At 43.9% G+C, this 17,025-nt stretch carries 18 protein-coding genes; 9 read left to right on the top strand and 9 right to left on the bottom strand.

Going from position 1 to position 17,025, the window contains the following annotated elements:
- The first annotated feature begins 186 nt into the window (after window positions 1-186).
- Window positions 187-936 (top strand): SDR family oxidoreductase, encoded by a 750-nt coding sequence (locus AC5W2J_RS05640; RefSeq protein ID WP_496058512.1) that lies wholly within the window; start codon window positions 187-189, stop codon window positions 934-936.
- Window positions 937-986: 50 nt separating this feature from the next.
- Here AC5W2J_RS05640 and AC5W2J_RS05635 read toward each other — a convergent pair whose 3' ends face one another.
- From AC5W2J_RS05635 to AC5W2J_RS05615, 5 genes are all read right to left on the bottom strand, one after another.
- Window positions 987-2,153, bottom strand: coding sequence for a CapA family protein (locus AC5W2J_RS05635; RefSeq protein ID WP_496058511.1), 1,167 nt, complete (start codon window positions 2,151-2,153; stop codon window positions 987-989).
- Between the two features lie 11 nt (window positions 2,154-2,164).
- Window positions 2,165-2,614, bottom strand: a complete 450-nt coding sequence (gene pgsC / locus AC5W2J_RS05630; protein ID WP_120194319.1) for a poly-gamma-glutamate biosynthesis protein PgsC — start codon at window positions 2,612-2,614, stop codon at window positions 2,165-2,167.
- Complete coding sequence (gene pgsB, locus AC5W2J_RS05625; protein WP_496058510.1) at window positions 2,615-3,814, bottom strand: poly-gamma-glutamate synthase PgsB; 1,200 nt, start codon at window positions 3,812-3,814, stop codon at window positions 2,615-2,617.
- 192 nt (window positions 3,815-4,006) lie between these two features.
- On the bottom strand, window positions 4,007-4,186 hold the full coding sequence (locus tag AC5W2J_RS05620) for a hypothetical protein (RefSeq protein WP_496058509.1): 180 nt from the start codon (window positions 4,184-4,186) through the stop codon (window positions 4,007-4,009).
- A gap of 20 nt (window positions 4,187-4,206) precedes the next feature.
- Window positions 4,207-5,862, bottom strand: a complete 1,656-nt coding sequence (locus AC5W2J_RS05615) for a gamma-glutamyltransferase family protein (protein WP_496058508.1) — start codon at window positions 5,860-5,862, stop codon at window positions 4,207-4,209.
- A gap of 439 nt (window positions 5,863-6,301) precedes the next feature.
- Between AC5W2J_RS05615 and AC5W2J_RS05610 the strand changes: the two genes are divergently transcribed.
- On the top strand, window positions 6,302-6,736 hold the full coding sequence (locus tag AC5W2J_RS05610) for a hypothetical protein (protein ID WP_496058507.1): 435 nt from the start codon (window positions 6,302-6,304) through the stop codon (window positions 6,734-6,736).
- A 53-nt stretch (window positions 6,737-6,789) separates the two neighbouring features.
- Here the strand turns inward: AC5W2J_RS05610 and AC5W2J_RS05605 are convergent, their stop codons facing one another.
- Window positions 6,790-7,116 (bottom strand): hypothetical protein, encoded by a 327-nt coding sequence (locus tag AC5W2J_RS05605; RefSeq protein WP_496058506.1) that lies wholly within the window; start codon window positions 7,114-7,116, stop codon window positions 6,790-6,792.
- Window positions 7,117-7,244: 128 nt separating this feature from the next.
- On the opposite strand from AC5W2J_RS05605, the gene AC5W2J_RS05600 reads away from it, so the two are divergent.
- From AC5W2J_RS05600 to AC5W2J_RS05575, 6 genes are all read left to right on the top strand, one after another.
- Window positions 7,245-8,876 carry an ABC1 kinase family protein gene (locus AC5W2J_RS05600; RefSeq protein ID WP_496058937.1) on the top strand — a complete coding sequence of 544 codons (1,632 nt, stop codon included), beginning with the start codon at window positions 7,245-7,247 and terminating at the stop codon, window positions 8,874-8,876.
- Between the two features lie 19 nt (window positions 8,877-8,895).
- The gene (locus tag AC5W2J_RS05595; protein ID WP_496058505.1) at window positions 8,896-9,945 is read left to right on the top strand and encodes a C45 family autoproteolytic acyltransferase/hydrolase; all 1,050 of its coding nucleotides are present in this window, start codon (window positions 8,896-8,898) and stop codon (window positions 9,943-9,945) included.
- A 17-nt stretch (window positions 9,946-9,962) separates the two neighbouring features.
- Window positions 9,963-10,415, top strand: coding sequence for a hypothetical protein (locus tag AC5W2J_RS05590; RefSeq protein WP_496058504.1), 453 nt, complete (start codon window positions 9,963-9,965; stop codon window positions 10,413-10,415).
- An 81-nt stretch (window positions 10,416-10,496) separates the two neighbouring features.
- Window positions 10,497-10,985 (top strand): hypothetical protein, encoded by a 489-nt coding sequence (locus AC5W2J_RS05585; RefSeq protein WP_496058503.1) that lies wholly within the window; start codon window positions 10,497-10,499, stop codon window positions 10,983-10,985.
- Window positions 10,986-11,222: 237 nt separating this feature from the next.
- On the top strand, window positions 11,223-12,428 hold the full coding sequence (locus AC5W2J_RS05580) for a NupC/NupG family nucleoside CNT transporter (protein ID WP_496058502.1): 1,206 nt from the start codon (window positions 11,223-11,225) through the stop codon (window positions 12,426-12,428).
- An 82-nt stretch (window positions 12,429-12,510) separates the two neighbouring features.
- Entirely contained in the window at window positions 12,511-12,726 is a 216-nt protein-coding gene (locus AC5W2J_RS05575) for a DUF6501 family protein (protein ID WP_496058501.1), read from the top strand.
- A 79-nt stretch (window positions 12,727-12,805) separates the two neighbouring features.
- Here the strand turns inward: AC5W2J_RS05575 and AC5W2J_RS05570 are convergent, their stop codons facing one another.
- Complete coding sequence (locus tag AC5W2J_RS05570; RefSeq protein WP_496058500.1) at window positions 12,806-13,477, bottom strand: haloacid dehalogenase type II; 672 nt, start codon at window positions 13,475-13,477, stop codon at window positions 12,806-12,808.
- A 48-nt stretch (window positions 13,478-13,525) separates the two neighbouring features.
- Entirely contained in the window at window positions 13,526-14,302 is a 777-nt protein-coding gene (locus tag AC5W2J_RS05565; protein ID WP_496058499.1) for an alpha/beta hydrolase, read from the bottom strand.
- A 134-nt stretch (window positions 14,303-14,436) separates the two neighbouring features.
- Here AC5W2J_RS05565 and AC5W2J_RS05560 point away from each other — a divergent pair, with 134 nt between their 5' ends.
- Window positions 14,437-15,240, top strand: coding sequence for a S1C family serine protease (locus AC5W2J_RS05560; RefSeq protein ID WP_496058498.1), 804 nt, complete (start codon window positions 14,437-14,439; stop codon window positions 15,238-15,240).
- A gap of 69 nt (window positions 15,241-15,309) precedes the next feature.
- Here the strand turns inward: AC5W2J_RS05560 and AC5W2J_RS05555 are convergent, their stop codons facing one another.
- A complete protein-coding gene (locus AC5W2J_RS05555) occupies window positions 15,310-16,923 on the bottom strand; it encodes an ABC-F family ATP-binding cassette domain-containing protein (RefSeq protein WP_496058497.1) in 1,614 nt (537 codons plus the stop codon).
- Between the last annotated feature and the right edge of the window lie 102 nt (window positions 16,924-17,025).

Genomic DNA, 17,025 nt, shown 5'->3' with positions numbered 1-17,025 from the left:
ATTGTCCTGATTTATTAAGATAATGCAGAACAAATTTTTCGAGCACCTGTGGATGATACGAACCGATAAAAATGGAAGCAAATCTTTCATTTTTATTACATTATAAAAAAATTAAGCAATTAAGGTTAACAGCGAAAAAAAGTGGGAAAGGTAGGGAGGTAACCAAAAATAATGGAGTGATAAAAGATGAGTAATTGGAATGGCAAAACAATCATTATTACCGGTGCAAGCAGCGGTATTGGAGAAGCAACAGCAGAACGTTTTGTAAAAGAAGGAGCTAACGTTGTATTAGCTGCCAGAAGAGAAGATAGACTTAAAGAGCTGCAAAACAAGCTGAACGGCGGAAGCGGCAAAGCAGTATACAAAACCACAGATGTAACATCTGAAAAAGAAATGAAAGAGCTGGCGGAATTTGCTATAAATGAGTTTGGACAAATTGATGTATTGTTTAATAATGCAGGCCTGATGCCGCTTTCATTTATGAAGAATACAAAAGTGGATGAATGGGACCAAATGGTCGATGTGAACATCAAAGGAGTATTATATGGTGTAGCAGCCGTTCTTCCGCACATGATAGAGCGCAATGAAGGACATATCCTGACGACGTCTTCTGTAGCCGGTCATGAAGTAATGCCGACCGGAGCCGTATACTGCGGTACTAAATTTGCGGCACGTATCATTATGGAAGGCATGGGCAAGGAACTTGCGGAAAGCAATATCCGCACTACTTCTATTTCCCCGGGTATTGTGGAGACAGAGCTCACTGATACAATTACAGACGAGGATGCCATGTCTTTCCTAAAAGACGGTATTGGTCTTGGTTCCATGACGCCACTTGCAAGTGAAGATATAGCAGAGGGCGTATTTTACGCTGTTAACCAGCCGCCTCATGTTGATGTAAATGAAATAATCATCCGCCCGACAAACCAAGGCTAAAAAATTAACGTAAAAAAAGGGAGACGCGATTTTTCGCGTCTCCCTTTTTGTTATGGCTGGCTGTCTTCTAAAACGTGGGAATGATCTACTTCAAAAATGAGTCGTTCATCGTTTTCTACGATAGCTTCCTCATTTGTTGTATCTTTTGTCAACTGACGGAAAATACGGAAACGGTGGACAAATTCAGTTAATCCTTCAACGGGACGCGGCTGTGCCTCAAAAATACGATAAGGTTTAAACTCAACGCGTGCCGTGCCGTCTTCCATTAATTCATATTCTGCCACTGCGCTGTCTCGTGTACGAGTCCAGCCCTGGTCAAAAATAAAGTTACCCATTGAATACATGATTAAGGTGTCGTTGTAAACATCTACAGATTGAAGCACGTGCGGGTGATGGCCTATGACAATATCCGCACCGGCATCAGCAATGGCCTGGGCCAGTTCCTGCTGACGGGTCGTAGGGGAGCTGTCATACTCCTGGCCGGCGTGAAGGTGTACTACTACCAGATCAGCTTCTTCCTGAGCCTCTTGGATCGCCGGGATGAATTCCTCCGGGTCCGATGTTAATACACCGGGGGAATCAGGACCGGGCTGCTCCATAGCAGAATAGGTAATATCGTTTACACCTAGTGTGGCGACGTTAAGGCCGTTGTATTCTCCTAAAGAATAACCGGATGCCTCGACTTCGTTTCTGCCGGCACCAACAGCTGTAATAGAAGAGTCGTCGAAAGCATTCATTGTGTTTGTAAGACCCTCCTGCCCATAATCGAGCATATGGTTATTAGCGAGGTTTACTGTTGAGAAATTATATGCTTCGAGCGCTTGTATAGCTTCAGATTGTGCACTCAGGTGGATAATTTTATCCGCCTCCGGCACATCATCGCCTTCATCTACGATTGGATTTTCAAAGTTTCCTGTCATGTAGTCCACCTGATTAAATAAATCTCCGGTGTACTGAAATAATGCTTCATAGCCATCCCGTGTGGCTACTTCCTCCACGTGGCGGCCCATCATCATGTCTCCAACCATAGCAGCGGAAAACACCGATTCATTTGATACTCGGTCCGTGCTGCTTTCAGCAGGGGGTTCAGCGATTCGGATAACGGTGATTAGTACTATGCAGATGATGATTGCAATAATAGCATGCCGAAATCCTTTCTTTTTTTCTTGTTTTGTTAAAGCGAGTACACGCTCTTTAAAACTCCATTTTTTTCTCATGTGTATAACCCCTAAATCAGATAGTAGAGTGTAATAATGACAAACGTTGCAGCCGTTAATACAATCGTGCTTGCTACCGTAGGGATAACACCCTGACGCTGCATAGCATTTGCAATGAGTCCGGGAACAATAACACCAAGTCCTCTAAATTCATATATTTCAAAGGGGAGTATGGGGTAAAAGTAATCAAATAATAGTTTGAGCACAATTCCTGTACACAACATCGCAGCAAATTTTCTGCGGCCGTAAAGTACCATAAAGCGTGAAAGACCGTACGTAACAATCAAATAAGTGAACAAGCTGACTAGGAAGATAACAAGCAAAAATACAGGCTGGTCGAATACAAGGGCAAGGTAGCCCGGCACAATAAGGCCGGCCGGCATAATGCCGGTGCGTTCTGCATAAATGAGACTAAGTACGACTCCTACCACTAAAGCAATATATAAATCTGTTCCAAACAATTAAATGGCCTCCTCGCCGACATTTCTCTCTATTACATCAGGAGAATTTCTTAATTCCTCCATGAATAGTTCGCCCATTCCATGGATGTTTCCGACTCCGTAAATAGTAGAGCCGTTGGCTTCTCTTTTTACTGTTTCTAAAATCATTTCACGGTTTTCTGCTTCCAGGTTAATGACACGGTTATAAGGCAGAAGGCCTTTTTCCATTGCTTTCAAAGCAGGGTAGACGTTACGTCCAATTAACACAAGCTTATTAGCTGGAAGGTAGGGAAGCACGTTTTCGCAGAAATCTTTTGTGCGGTCTACACGATCTTCCCGGCAGTTCATAATAATCATAGTATCGTCTTTCATAAACGCCGAATCTTTAAGGCGGTCCCAAATCGATAAAGTAGAATGGGCATCGTTGGCAGCAAATCCATTAATCATAAAGGATGGCTCTTTTCCGGCCTGGGCGAGCGAAAGAATTCTAAGCGCGCCGGGGTCTGGATTGGCACGAAGCATGCCGCGCAGTGCCGTTTCTTTATCAATTCCTACCGCCTTAGCTACAGCAAGAGGAATAGTTATATTTTCAGGGAAAACCATGTACGAAAACTTTTGAAGAAATCCTTCCGGGATTTCATCTTCGTCCGCAACAAATACTTCCGTGTTGCGCTCTTTAGCTATTTTGGAAAAGAGATCGTAATAAGGACCTTTTCCGATAATCAATTTTCCGTTATACGGAATAGTTGTAGTGAAGCCATCTGCTACGTGATCAAGCGAAGGACCCATAATATCCATATGATCCTCATATACATTTAGAATAACGCCGATGTTGGCTTTCAGGAAATCCTGCTGCAGAATCCGCTGGTATTCCGGGTTGATGGCCATACATTCAGAAACAAAAGCTTCGGCTCCTTTGGAAGAAGCTTTTTGAAGCATGAATTTCTGTTCTTTAATGTTGGCTCCTTCAGGTTTTCGGATAATAGGTTTTTCCGAGCGGTCCCAATATATCATCCTTGCTTCCGTACCGGTTGTTTTACCGATCGTTTTGTAATTTGCTTCGGTCAGGATACCGGTAATAAGCCGGGTTACCGTTGATTTACCTCTTATGCCGTTTACGTTAATACGCAGAGGGATTTTATCAATTTCCCGGTCGTGTTTACGTTTTTCCAACAGGCCTATTAACACGAGCACTAAACAGGCCAAAATGATTAAAAGCATGTTTTTCTCCTCCTCATGATTTCAAGAAGAGCCCTACAGGAAGTTTTTACACATAAGGAAAGTGTCTCTACTATAGTATTTACAGAAGAGACACCTACGTCTGTGAAGCGAAACGATTTCAGGCTTTTACTTGTTCTAGCTGGACTATCCTCTTGTAACAAACTTGTATGCAGCGTGGAACAGCCTAAAGGCTTATTCCGAATCGCTGAAAAAATCGCTGCTTTCTTCTTCGTAAAGCTGGGAGTCGATGTATTCCTGTTCCTGGTGAGTTAACACTTCATCAGATTTAAAGAAATACATAAAGAATACAAGAGCAACCAAAAACACGTAGGGGAATACTTTCATCATTACTTTTTTTGAGTGTATTAACACATCTGTTTCCTTCTTTCTTATTAATTAATATCGTAGGCTCCACCGCGTCTGTCGTCAGAAATGCCTTCCATTGTTTCCTCTTCATTGTTTCGGACAAGGCCGGTCATGTTCCCAAAGTACGTAGCGACCGACTGGACTTCTGTCTGGTAGCCGTAAGCTTCGAGATCTTCAATCAGCTGGTCATTTGCCATGCGCTCTTCTATATGAATCAAGTCTACTTCCGGATGGAACCTTCCGTGATCTACGGAATCCTGAACACTTTCATCCGTGTAGGCCTGTCTTAGCAGAAATTCCACTATTGAGCTTGGAATACGGTCTCCGCCCGGAGAACCGAGTCCCATAACGGAGGAATTGTTTTCCCCTTGAATAATAGTCGGAGCCATAAAGCTTCTCGGACGCTTGCCTTCTTCAAGAAAGTTAGGTGACTCGGGATCATCACTGTAGTTGCCGAGCTGGCTGTTCATCCAGGCCCCGTCTATATAGTTTCCGGAACCAAAGAAGTTACCAAGGGTATTCGTAGCTGAGATCGTTTGACCTTCTTCATCCATAATAACAAAATGAGTGGTACTTGTGTGCTCAACTCCATCATGTTCGTCTAAAGCAGTGACATTGTCAAGTCTGCTTTCCTGAACAAAATCTGCACGGTTCTCGATATAAGTGCTGCCTGTTAGTAATTCTACATCTACTTCCTCAAACGCAGGGTCACCTAATCGATTCAAACGATTAAAGTACGCCTGTCTCGTAATTTCGCTTACGAGCCTTACGTATTCCGCTTCGTTATCTATGACATCTCCGGCATTTAAATATTCGGCCATGCCAAGCATTTGGATAATGGTAATGCCGGAAAGAGGAGGTGCGGCTGAATAAACGGTGCTGCCTTCAAATTCGCCGGCCGCCGCTTCAGTTTCAGCTACCGTATAATTCTGCAGGTCAGCAGGTTCAATATGTGCTACATCCGTACTAATCTGGTTGGCAATTTCGCCTTCATAAAAATCATCCAGTCCATTTTCCTGAAGCGTACGCAGCGTTTGAGCAAGTTCAGGCTGTACAAGTGTTTCACCTTCCTGAATTGGTTCATTGTTAGGGAAAAAGTTTTCGGGCAGAGGTCCATTTACCATGATCCTATCCTTAGCATAGGTAAGCCTGTTGGCAAGCGTGTTATCCACTTCAAAGCCGTTTTCAGCGTAATCGATCGCCGGCTGCAGAAGATCTTCCATTGGAAGCTCTCCGTGCTGCTCGTGAATCGTCTGCATGCCTTTTACGAATCCGGGTACGCCGATTTGATCAGCAGGATTGGTGCTTGTGGCGGTTTCCCGGTAATCGTAATATGTAGGCACATCTGCAGCTGACGGCATGTGCATCATGCCGCCGCCGCCGCCGATACCAGAGCCGAACGGTTCTGTTACTCCAAGTGCGAAAGACACAGCGACAGCTGCATCAACAGCATTCCCACCCTGATCCAGTATGGCCATTCCGGTATCAACGGCCTGCTGGTTGGACGAACTCACCCCGTACCCTTCATAATCATCCAACGAGTATTCCTGATCAGGTGAAGACTCGTTATTTGAATCATCAGCACTTTCATTTGAACTGTTAAAGCCGAAAAAGTATACGAGGATCCCAATTACAATGAGAGCAGCAAGTATATTTGTTATGTTTTTAGCATTCCACGTCATATACGTCTTCCCTTCAATAAATATTCACTATTTTATATACTAACAATATTTCTGCTAAAATACTATTTTAATTTGATTAAACTTTATGTCTTTTAGGTGGATTTTTAAGATGGGAACGATTATTGAATAATCTGAAACAATATAATGAAGAAAACGAGTATATAAATGTGATTATTTAAAGGGAAAGAGACCTTGAGCGCTCCTGATTATTTCGGTTTTGTTACGCACTGCCGCTGTTATGAAATATATATACCGTATTATAAAGTAAAAAGGGGATATTTCCCACCTGTTTGAATACGCTTTCTTTACGTTTTTGTAAAATCATCGACAACCACTTTGAGATTGTGGTACATTAATGTAACAACATTATATTCTGAATTTTCTATAGTAAGGGAAAATTCATAATGCGGTGTAGAGTAAGTTTGAAGGAGGGATTTACATGCCAGTTAAAGAAAATCAACATACGCTGGTGGTAGAAAAAGCTAAAGAGCTCTGCAGCGCCATGGAACTTAAAGGGTGGGCCAGCACAAAATTTGTGCCAACACCGCCCTACGGACTAACTCTTATTAGCACAACAGGCTGCAGAGCCTGGTTTGGTAAACGCTGGGGAATGATTTGTGATGATATGGATGATCACTTGAAAATTGTCCTTGATATCCCTAAAGGCCGAATTGACGCAGAACAAGTCAGCAAGAGGCTCCAGCTTCCTGTAGTAAATGAAAAAGCTGAAAAAAGCAGTGTAGAAGTAATTGATAATCGCGACAGGCATACGATTATTATTTATTTATTTACCGAGGAATTAAAAGACACAGAATTCAAAAATAGTGATGTTACAGAACTTGTGAGTGATGTAAGACGCTGGTCCTGCCTGTAATAAAAGCAAATAGATAAAAAACATCAGACCCCGAGGACTGATGTTTTTTGCTGTTAGGAAGAAGACTGATTATGCGCGTAAACCCGCGCCGACGCGGCAGCGGCTGTCAAAATAGTTAAAATAACAGCCGGCCATAGAAAAGTGGAGCCTTCTATAATAGGGAGCAGAATAAATCCAATAGTTAAAATAACAGTGCCGGCGGCGGCGGCGGCTGAACTTACGTGAGGATAGAAAAGCAGAAATCCTGCCATACTTACAGCAAAGAAGAAAAGTACTGCAGAAGCATATGGGTAAAGGCGCATTTCTTCAATAGATACAACCAGTGCAGCTAAAGCGCCAACGAATATAAAAAGCAGAATAAACCGATCACGAAGGGCCATGTAAAGACCTCCCATCCCACACATTCATATTAGTAAGAAAATTCATGTTTCTATGATACCATAATATAACAGAAGCAGAAGCTCTAGACGGTGTACTGCCGGAAAATGAGGGGATTCCCGTGAAATTTATGTCCTGGTATCGTATTATTACTATTTTAACAATGAGCATTTCTATGTTTTTAAAAGTAATATGGTTTAAAAAACGTCATGCGAAACAGTGGGATGAAGAAAAGTGGAGGGAGCTGCTGCGCAGGCAGGCCTCAATTTACCGGAACAAAGCGCTGGAACTGGAAGGTTTGTTAATTAAACTGGGCCAGTTTTTAAGCACCCGTGCGGATATTCTGCCAAAAGAGTTCATAGATGAATTATCTGATTTAATTGACCGTGTGCCTCCGGAAAAATGGGAAGATTGTATGGAAATAATAGAGGCAGAGTGGCAGAGTAATATATATGACCACCTTACATCTATTGATACAAATCCGGTAGCAGCAGCATCAATCGGACAGGTATATAAAGCCGTGCTTGCTGATGGGAGGGAAGCGGCAGTAAAAGTCAGGCGTCCAGGTATCGAAAAGATTATCAGGGCCGACTTTAAAGCGCTCCGCATGGTAATGGCGCTTGCTGACCGATTTACGAAAATCGGGGATTCTACAGACATGAAGCGCCTTTATAAAGAAATAGAAGATGTAATCGGCGATGAGTTGAACTTTTATAAAGAATATAAAAATGCGATGAACTTTAGTGAACGCTACAAAGATTCCGAACAATTTTTCATCCCGGCGTATGAAGAGTCGCTTTGTACGGAAAAAGTTCTCGTAATGGAGTGGATAGATGGCGTGAAAGTGACTGATACGGCATTTATCGAAAAATACGGGCTCCCAAAAGAGGAACTGGCGCTTCGTTTATTAACAGGATTTCTGGAGCAGGCTCTAAAGCCGGGAAAGTTTCACGCCGATCCTCATCCAGGAAACATTTTTTTAAACAAAGATGGTACATTCTGGCTGATTGATTTTGGAATGGCAGGAACGATTACGCCGGCCCAGGCCGTCTCCCTTCGTAAAATTGTAGCGGGGTTTGTGTTTGACCGCTATCAGGATTCCATCGAAGCTATGGGAGAGCTGGGCTTTCTGCTTGATCATGCCGACAAAGACCGGCTCAAAGAAAAATTTGAAGAACTGATGGACCGTTATTTTCAAGAAGATATGTCGCAGTGGGATGAACAGAAAGTGGAAGCGTACCTCGAAGATATCCAGGACTTAATGAAAAAAGAACCAATCCAGATGCCGAGCGAATTTGCTTTTCTCGGTCGGGCCGTGTCTACTTTAATCGGTGTTTTATATATTATTGATCCGGAGCTGGATTTAATTGAAGCATCTAAGCCCCCGGTAATGGAATGGATTATTGCCAACCAGGAGGATGTGGGAGGTGTTGGTAACGGCTGGCAGGGGATTGTAAAAGATTATGCCCGGCCGCTGCTTTCCGTTCCGTCAGACCTGCAGGCGTATCTGCGGGCACCTGATAAAAAAAGAGTGTCGGAAGAAAGACAGAAACAATTTACGTTTGAATATTCTCTGCATCTGCAGAATCGTCTGTTTCTATTTATAAGCTTTTGGCTGCTGGCAGCGGGAGGGATCCTGTTTGCATCCTTCACGCTCTGGATTCCTGCCGCCGCTGCATCTGCAGCTTCTCTTTTCAGCCTGATCTGGATTTGGAGAGCAGGAAATGCTTTTCGATACCGTACAAAACAATGGAATAGATAAAAGTTTTAAGGAGTCTGCCATGAAAATGATAAATATGCCGCTTCGCGCTTATCGGGGCAGTTATTACGATATCGGACGCGAGCAGGGCAGAGAGTGGAAGGATACATTAATTGAGAAGGTACACTGGAAACGGCGTGAAAAATCAACGAGGCGGTACAGCATTGATTTTAAAGATACGAAACAGCTTCTAAATCGTTACTCCAGCGGCATTTGGGATGAGCTGGAAGGAATCTCGGAAGAGCTGAAATGGCCTTTATACGATGTGGTGCATGAATACAGCGGCTATCAGGGAGACCGGGTGCGTGCCGGCTGCAGTGCTTTAATGGTCAATGGCATCTATGCAAGAAATTACGATTACTTTCCAAAAACATATGAAGGCCGGATGATGATGCATCAGCCGGAAGATGGAATTGCTACATTTGGTTTTTCCCAACGCATGGTTGGGCGTACAGATGGTATGAACGAGTTTGGCCTGGCAATCGGGTATCATTTTGTACACCGAATTAAGCCGGAAGAGGGTTTTGTCTGCTCGAATATCTGCCGGATGGTACTTGAAAACTGCCGCACTACAGAGGAAGCGGTTCAGTTTTTAAAAGAAGTGCCGCACCGCCATTCTTTTAATTATTCAATGTATGATGCGGGCGGACGGCGTGCCGTAGTAGAAGCATCGCCCCGAAAGCTTGCGGTCAGGCAGGAAGATGACTTTTGGTGTACCAATCATTTTGTTACCGAAAGGCTGCAGGAAGAGAACCGCCATTTTTTAAAAGATTCATACCGCAGGGAAAAGATTTTCAAATCGATGGACTTATCCAGGGTGCAGGCTCTTGAGCTGTTTTACTTGTTTAATCATGAGGGGAAGGGAATTTACACAAATGATTACAAAAACTGGTCAGGCACGATCCATACCGCTGTTTATGTACCGCAGACCCTCTCTATTCATGTAGGAATTGGAGGCAACAGGCCCCCTGTTCAAATCCCTTTCCGGGAGTTTTTAAATGGAGAGCGTGTTTATATTAAAACGATTAAAGGGCAGATGGATACAGAACTTGATTTTCCTTTTAATTGGTAGAGGGGTGAGTGCAGAATATGAATGAAAGACAGGCATACGATATGCTTCGCAGTGTGTACACAAATGAATTAATGATGAATGAAAAGCGGCAGGTGCTGAAAGTAGTATACCGGCATCTGGAAGAACAGGCTGCTGAACTGGCTGTGGAAAAAGAGCTGGCAGCAGAAGCAGGGAAAAAAGTAAAACGTTACAAAGAGTATGCCTATATGCCGGGAAATACATTGTTGAAGTCTGTTCAATTCGTCTTTAATACGGCAAGAGGAGATCCTACTGCCGGAGAACCGGATGTCATGATTCACGTACAGCGCATATACAAAGCGCTGTATCAGGCCCCCGCAGCAAGAGCACCTGTGATTCCTGATTATTTCTGGAGAACACCCCTCGGTGTGGCCTGTTTAACTGCCGAACATGGGATAACGGCGGTGTATGGCATCATAGAGGAACTTGAGCAGATAGAGAAGACCGAATAAAAATAGTAGGAAACGTTCTTGTTAAGTGTTACAATGAGAAAAATAAACTACATTGATTAATTTAGAAAGACGGGGTGTCATATGAAAGCTTATCGCCGCAAATTTTACTATGTAGGGACCAGCCAGACGACAATGGAACCAATGAGTATGGATCGTATTAGACAGGCTGGTTTTGATATAACTATTATAAAGGATGATCTCCCGTACTTGATCAGCTTCTGCCGGGAATGGCGTTCGCTGTTTGAAAAAAAAGCGAAAACAGTAGATCCGCTCTACCGTCCATACGTAGAAGAAGCAGCGGCTTTTTTCGATGACCAGGTGGAGCACATGACGTTATGCACAGCCTCCCACCATGACTCCAAAACGTACATTATGCCGATCACTGATCTGGTTGGGGCATTAATGCTTGCTTATGATGCATTTGACCGGGTGCTTGATGAATATAATAATATGCCTGCCCATTTTGAAACGGCACTTAAATACTACCGCCAGTTTTCATCGCGTTCGGATTCAGAGAAATCACAGTTTATACTTAATCACCTTCCGGATCTTCGGTTAAGCGTAGAATAAATACGATTGGAATCCTGCCATCATCAATGGCAGGATTTTTTTGTTTTTTTACGGTATTCACAGTGAAATTACGAATTTTTTTGTGATTCGTATATGATGTAAAGGAATATTACATAAAATTTGTTCGATTCAGCAAACGGCTGTTTACTTTTCGTTATTTATTTGATAAAGTATCCATGTTCTTTCCTAATTTAAAGGGAAGGAGAGCGTTTTCAAAAAAGGAGTGAGTGACGGCCAATGAACTTTTTATGGGGTTTAATGGGTATTGTTTTTATACTATTTCTGGCTTTTCTGCTGTCTACCGGAAAAAAATCAATAAAATTCCGGCCGATTTTAGGTGGTCTTGCGTTTCAGGTATTTTTTGCTTTTATCGTTCTGCAGTGGAGTTTCGGAAGAAGTGTTCTGGAGCAGTTTACGATTGGTGTACAGGAAGTTATTAACAGTGCTAATGCAGGTGTGCAGTTCCTGTTCGGTGATTTTATTCTGGAAGAGGCAATATTTGCTTTTACCGTCCTGCCGGTTATCATTTTTTTCAGCTCACTTATCGGAATTTTATATTACTTAGGTGTAATGCAGGTCGTAATTAAAATCATCGGTGGTATTCTTTCAAAGATTCTGGGTACAAGCAAAGCCGAATCGATGTCAGCCGCCGCAAACATATTTGTCGGGCAGACAGAAGCCCCGTTGGTCGTTAAACCGTACCTTCCGAGCATGACCCGCTCTGAGTTGTTTACTGTAATGACAGGAGGACTTGCCAGCGTGGCAGGTTCTGTACTATTCGGATATGCAGGTCTTGGTATTCCATTAAACTATCTGCTTGCTGCAAGTTTCATGGCAGCGCCGGCCGGTCTTATCATGGCTAAAATGATGATGCCGGAGACAGAGGCGGAAAATACAACAGATGACATCGTTATTGGAAAAGATACCGAGTCCCAAAACGTAATTGATGCAGCTGCCCGTGGCGCTTCTACAGGGATGACGCTTGCCTTGAATGTTGCGGCGATGCTGATTGCATTTGTCGCGCTAATCGCGTTGATTAATCTCCTGCTCGGGACTGTCGGCGGCGTTTTTGGAGCCGGTAACCTGACGCTGGAATTAATACTGGGGTATGTGTTTGCACCGGTCGCCTTTATGATTGGTGTGCCGTGGGCAGAGGCGATGCAGGCCGGAAGCTACATCGGCCAGAAGCTGGCTATTAATGAATTTGTAGCCTATGCTTCTTTCGCACCGGAAATTGAGAACCTATCAGAGAAATCGGTTATTGTTATTACATTTGCGCTTTGCGGTTTTGCCAACTTATCTTCCATGGCTATTATTCTTGGTGGATTTGGTGCACTAGTACCGGAAAGACGCGGAGAAATTGCTCAGCTTGGCCTTCGTGCAGTTGCAGCAGGTGCTCTTGCATCGCTTCTTAGTGCTTCGATTGCAGGTATGTTCGTCTAATCTGAACCGGCTTTCCTTTAAGGGAAGCCGGTTTTTTGTTATACTTTTATGAGTAAATAAGAACGAAACGAGGGAGTGCAGCATGATACATAAGACGTGGGAAACCGCAGAAACCGGTAAACAAATTAAATGTATTCACGCCAATGCGGCCAAATACAAAGTGGATAGTGTACTGACACCCGGCAGTGTGTACGATGTGAAAAATGAAACGGAAGAATTTTACTTTATTATTGACGACAGCAAAAAAATGGCCGGATTTAAGAAAGTTTATTTTGAGCCGGTTTCTTCTGAAGCATAGAAAAAAGACACGGAGATAAACTCCGTGTCTTTTTTAACATAATTGGCACAGGCGAGAGACGCCCGCCCCTTAGATTGAATCAGAACCACTGTTTTAGAGGCGCCAGTGAGTCGTAGGTAATGTCAGGGGGAACATCAAGTTCTTCCTGGGGCTGGCCGCTGCGGTTAATCCAGGCCGTGTGAAAACCGAAAGACTGGGCGCCGCTGATATCCCAGCCGTTACTGGATAAAAACGCTATGTCTTGTCTTTTACATTCGGTATGATCTAAAATCAATGTGTACGCAGCTGGAGAAGGTTTATACTGCATGACTTCATCCACAGTGAGTACTAAATCCAAATATTGATTGATGTCTGCATAACGCAGAAGAGGAAGCAGCATATCATCAGAACCGTTGCTGAAAACAACAAGCTGCTTGCCTTCCTGCTTTAGATGTTCCAGCGTTTCGCGGCTTTCCGGAAACAGGTCGAGCGTTTGATACGCCTGCATGAGCTGCTGTTCCTGCTGGGATGACAATCTTCTGCCGTGCGCTGCTGAAGCAAAACGAAGAGCATCCATCGTTACTTTGGAAAATGGTTCGTATCGCCCCATAATCTGGCGGAGAAATGTATACTGGATCTGTTTTTCTCTCCATAAGCGGCTGACGCTTTCTCCTTCACCCGGAAAAAACACTTCACAGGTAGAAGAAATAGACTGCACATCAAATAGAGTGCCATACACATCAAAGGCGATAGCTTTTATAGGTGAGTTCATTTGGATGGATCGCTCCTTTCTTTTCTCTGTTCCCGCTTTTGCGTGGTTCTACTCATAGTCACGGAGGACTGCTGCATGATCCGGGGAAAGAATGCGCTTCATAAAAGAAACCGTCTGGTCAATAATGATTTGTTTATCATAGTCCATCGTTGCTACGTGGTAAGATTGCGGTAACGTAATACACGTTTTATCCGGAGAGCGGATGGCATGATAAATTTCTGTTGTGTTTTCAGGGGGAACGACATGATCAACCGCTGATTTAAACAGCAGAGCTGGCATTGTAATGGAAGGCAGCAGCGGCTTGACCGCTTCGGTTAACTTGACCAGCTCCCGGACCGCATGCACGGGAAGACGGCGGTAGGCTATTTCGTATTGCGAGCTGTCATGAATGTCCGGCTCTCCTTCTGCGATATAGGAGGCAGTGCTTGTTTCTGCCATTTCTGCTAAGCCGGGAACCTCCATGGCAGCATTAATGAGAATCATGCCGGACGCATCTTTAACAATAGATGCTAAATAGGAAGCAAGGGTACCACCCATGGACTGCCCCATAACAAATACGTGCTCATGCCTCGAAGCGAGCCATTCAAACGCATCTTTTACATCCCGTTTCCAGTTGGCTGCAGTCACGTAGTCCAGGTCAGTAAAATGTGTCCCATGTCCGCTCAGAAGAGGCGCATACACAGAGTAGCCGTGTTTATAAAATGCAGCGGCCACATCTTTTACGCTTTGCGGGGTACCGGAAAAACCGTGACAGAGCAGAACAGCGCTGTTTCCAGCCGGGTAGTAAAAAGACTCGGCGCCTGGAAGAACAGAATGTGGTTTCATGACCTATCGCCCTTTCTTAATATGAGTATTCATATTAATTTACTAGGCTTTATTCTAGCTAGTTTTCCCTGTTTTGTCAATTGCCTGAAGCAGGATCGGCGGAAGAGAGCTTATTACATAGGAGAGAAACGTTGATGACAAATAAGAAAAAAGACAGTATAGAAGAACTGTACGACGAAAAGTATGAACATCCAGAGCTCGAGGACTTTTTGGAAGAGGAACCGGAGCCTCCTAAAAAACACAAGCGGAAAAATGGCAAAAAAGCCGGGGTAAGAATAGTGGCCATCGGTATTGCGATGGTACTTGTGTTTCAATCGAGTTACCTTCTGTTTGATGGGTTTCGTCTGGACTCGCTGCGGCTGCTGCATGAATCCAATGCAATTTTCCAGGATGAGGAGGTAGAAAGCTGGAGAGATTCGATCGTAACGGTTCAGGGACAGGCGGATGGCGAGGAAAAAAGAGGTACGGGCTTTGCTCTCGAGCAAGAAGGCTACCTTTTAACCAATCAGCACGTGATTGAAGGAGTAGAACAGATAGGAATATATACCGAAGACGGGGAGTGGCAGGAAGCTTCGTTAGTGGCGGCTGATGAAGAAAACGATCTGGCTCTTCTGCAGGTGGAAGAACCAGCGATTCCAGGACTTGCTGTAAAGGAAGCTTCGGCTGAATCAGGAGAATCGATTTATGTTATCGGTAATCCGCTTCGGCTTACGTGGGTTGCAAGCAGCGGAGAGATTGTTGAACCGGGAAACACCGAAGGAGAGCGGATGATTATCTCGGCATCGGTGTTTAATGGCAGCAGTGGAAGTCCGGTTTTAAACGAAGCCGGGGAAGTGGAAGGCATTGTTTTTGCGAGGGGAACAGCGTCCGATGAACCAGTTGGGATTGCGGTGGAAGCAGAAACGATTACCGGATTTTTAGAAGACAATGGGTTATAAAACTAGAAGGATTACCTTACAATCTAAAAAAAGCGTTCCTTCGACTATGAAGGAACGCTTTTTTGTCTATTATTTGGAAGCTGTTTTTTTCTGACTGTTCTGTTCTACAATATACTCGTCGTAACTCATTTCTTTATCGATGAAGCCGTTGTCCGTAAATTCAATAATACGGTTGGCAATCGTCTGGATAAATTCGTGGTCATGGGAAGTAAACAATAGAGAACCGTCAAAATCAATTAATGCGTTGTTTAAAGACGTGATGGATTCCAAGTCCAGGTGGTTGGTCGGCTCATCCATGATCAGCACGTTTGATTCTGCAAGCATCATCTTAGAGAGCATGCAGCGGACTTTTTCGCCACCGGAAAGGACATCTGCTGTTTTAAATACTTCTTCGCCTGAGAAAAGCATACGGCCAAGGAAGCCGCGGATAAAGGTTTCCGTCTGCTCATTTGGCGAATACTGGCGCAGCCAGTCCACGAGGTTTAAGTCGACCCCTTCAAAGTAGTCGGAGTTGTCAATCGGGAAATAAGAAGTAGACGTGGTTAGTCCCCACTTAAACGTTCCGCTGTCCGGCTCCATTTCACCGGCAAGAATTTTAAACAGCGTTGTTTTTGCAATTTCTTTGCTGCCAATAAACGCTACTTTGTCTTTGCTGTTTAAACGAAAGCTTAAGTTGTCGATGACTTTTACGCCGTCAATGGACTTAGTCAAGTTCTCAACGACCAGGAGGTCATTTCCAAGTTCACGTTCCGGTTTAAAGTGCACGTAAGGATAGCGTCTGGAAGAAGGCTTAATATCTTCTATACTAATTTTCTCCAGCGTTTTCTTACGGGACGTGGCCTGTTTTGATTTCGATGCGTTTGCACTAAATCGGGCGATAAAGTCTTTTAATTCTTTTACCTGTTCTTCTTTCTTGCGGTTGGAATCTTTCGCCATGCGCTGGGCAAGCTGGCTGGACTCATACCAGAAGTCGTAATTTCCGACGTAAAGCTCAATTTTCCCAAAATCGAGGTCGGCAATGTGGGTACAGACTTTATTCAGAAAATGACGGTCGTGGGAAACGACCAGTACTGTATTTTCGAATTGAATAAGAAATTCTTCCAGCCACTGTTTAGCATGAACATCGAGGTGGTTGGTCGGCTCATCCATTAGAAGGACGTCCGGGGAACCAAATAGTACTTGAGCAAGCAGAACTTTCACTTTCTCTGAACCTGTAAGCTCACTCATGTTCTTAAAGTGGAATGAATCCGGCAGACCCAATCCGCGCAGAAGCTGGCTCGCTTCTGTTTCTGCTTCATAACCGTTCATTTCTGCAAATTCGCCTTCGAGTTCAGCTGCTTTCATACCGTCTTCGTCGGAGAAGTCCGGTTTCATATAGATCGCATCTTTTTCTTTCATGACAGAATAGAGGCGTTCGTGGCCCATAATAACAACGTCCATCACCTGATGGTCCTCGTAAGCAAAGTGATCCTGTTTCAATACAGCAAGGCGCTGGCCTTTTTCCATATGAACGTGACCAGACTGGGATTCAATTTCTCCGGAAAGGATTTTCAGGAAAGTCGACTTTCCGGCGCCATTTGCCCCAATCAGGCCATAACAGTTGCCGGACGTGAATTTAATGTTTACATCTTCAAATAGTTTCTTGTCACCATAACGCAGGCCAATATTTTGGCAAGTAATCATTTACATACATCCTTACATTTAGTTTTTATCTTTACTATGATAACACTTATTCACAGAAACTTCGATGCATTTCCGTAAATAAGGAAAAGACCTCTTTAACTA

It is taken from the genome of Sinobaca sp. SA16-1 (genome assembly GCF_059510515.1).
The sequence above is the reverse complement of the archived record's forward strand: the minus strand, read 5'-3'. Positions and strand labels throughout refer to the sequence as shown.

Bases quoted from the DNA above. Each gene is read 5' to 3' on its own strand.
- AC5W2J_RS05555 (WP_496058497.1), bottom strand. From the start codon at position 16,923: ATGATTACTTGCCAAAATATTGGCCTGCGTTATGGTGACAAGAAACTA.
- AC5W2J_RS05590 (WP_496058504.1), top strand. From the start codon at position 9,963: ATGAATGAAAGACAGGCATACGATATGCTTCGCAGTGTGTACACAAAT.
- AC5W2J_RS05615 (WP_496058508.1), bottom strand. From the start codon at position 5,862: ATGACGTGGAATGCTAAAAACATAACAAATATACTTGCTGCTCTCATT.
- AC5W2J_RS05570 (WP_496058500.1), bottom strand. From the start codon at position 13,477: ATGAACTCACCTATAAAAGCTATCGCCTTTGATGTGTATGGCACTCTA.
- AC5W2J_RS05640 (WP_496058512.1), top strand. From the start codon at position 187: ATGAGTAATTGGAATGGCAAAACAATCATTATTACCGGTGCAAGCAGC.
- AC5W2J_RS05605 (WP_496058506.1), bottom strand. From the start codon at position 7,116: ATGGCCCTTCGTGATCGGTTTATTCTGCTTTTTATATTCGTTGGCGCT.
- AC5W2J_RS05595 (WP_496058505.1), top strand. From the start codon at position 8,896: ATGAAAATGATAAATATGCCGCTTCGCGCTTATCGGGGCAGTTATTAC.
- AC5W2J_RS05610 (WP_496058507.1), top strand. From the start codon at position 6,302: ATGCCAGTTAAAGAAAATCAACATACGCTGGTGGTAGAAAAAGCTAAA.
- AC5W2J_RS05585 (WP_496058503.1), top strand. From the start codon at position 10,497: ATGAAAGCTTATCGCCGCAAATTTTACTATGTAGGGACCAGCCAGACG.
- pgsB (WP_496058510.1), bottom strand. From the start codon at position 3,814: ATGCTTTTAATCATTTTGGCCTGTTTAGTGCTCGTGTTAATAGGCCTG.
- AC5W2J_RS05565 (WP_496058499.1), bottom strand. From the start codon at position 14,302: ATGAAACCACATTCTGTTCTTCCAGGCGCCGAGTCTTTTTACTACCCG.
- AC5W2J_RS05575 (WP_496058501.1), top strand. From the start codon at position 12,511: ATGATACATAAGACGTGGGAAACCGCAGAAACCGGTAAACAAATTAAA.
- AC5W2J_RS05635 (WP_496058511.1), bottom strand. From the start codon at position 2,153: ATGAGAAAAAAATGGAGTTTTAAAGAGCGTGTACTCGCTTTAACAAAA.
- AC5W2J_RS05560 (WP_496058498.1), top strand. From the start codon at position 14,437: ATGACAAATAAGAAAAAAGACAGTATAGAAGAACTGTACGACGAAAAG.
- AC5W2J_RS05600 (WP_496058937.1), top strand. From the start codon at position 7,245: ATGTCCTGGTATCGTATTATTACTATTTTAACAATGAGCATTTCTATG.
- AC5W2J_RS05580 (WP_496058502.1), top strand. From the start codon at position 11,223: ATGAACTTTTTATGGGGTTTAATGGGTATTGTTTTTATACTATTTCTG.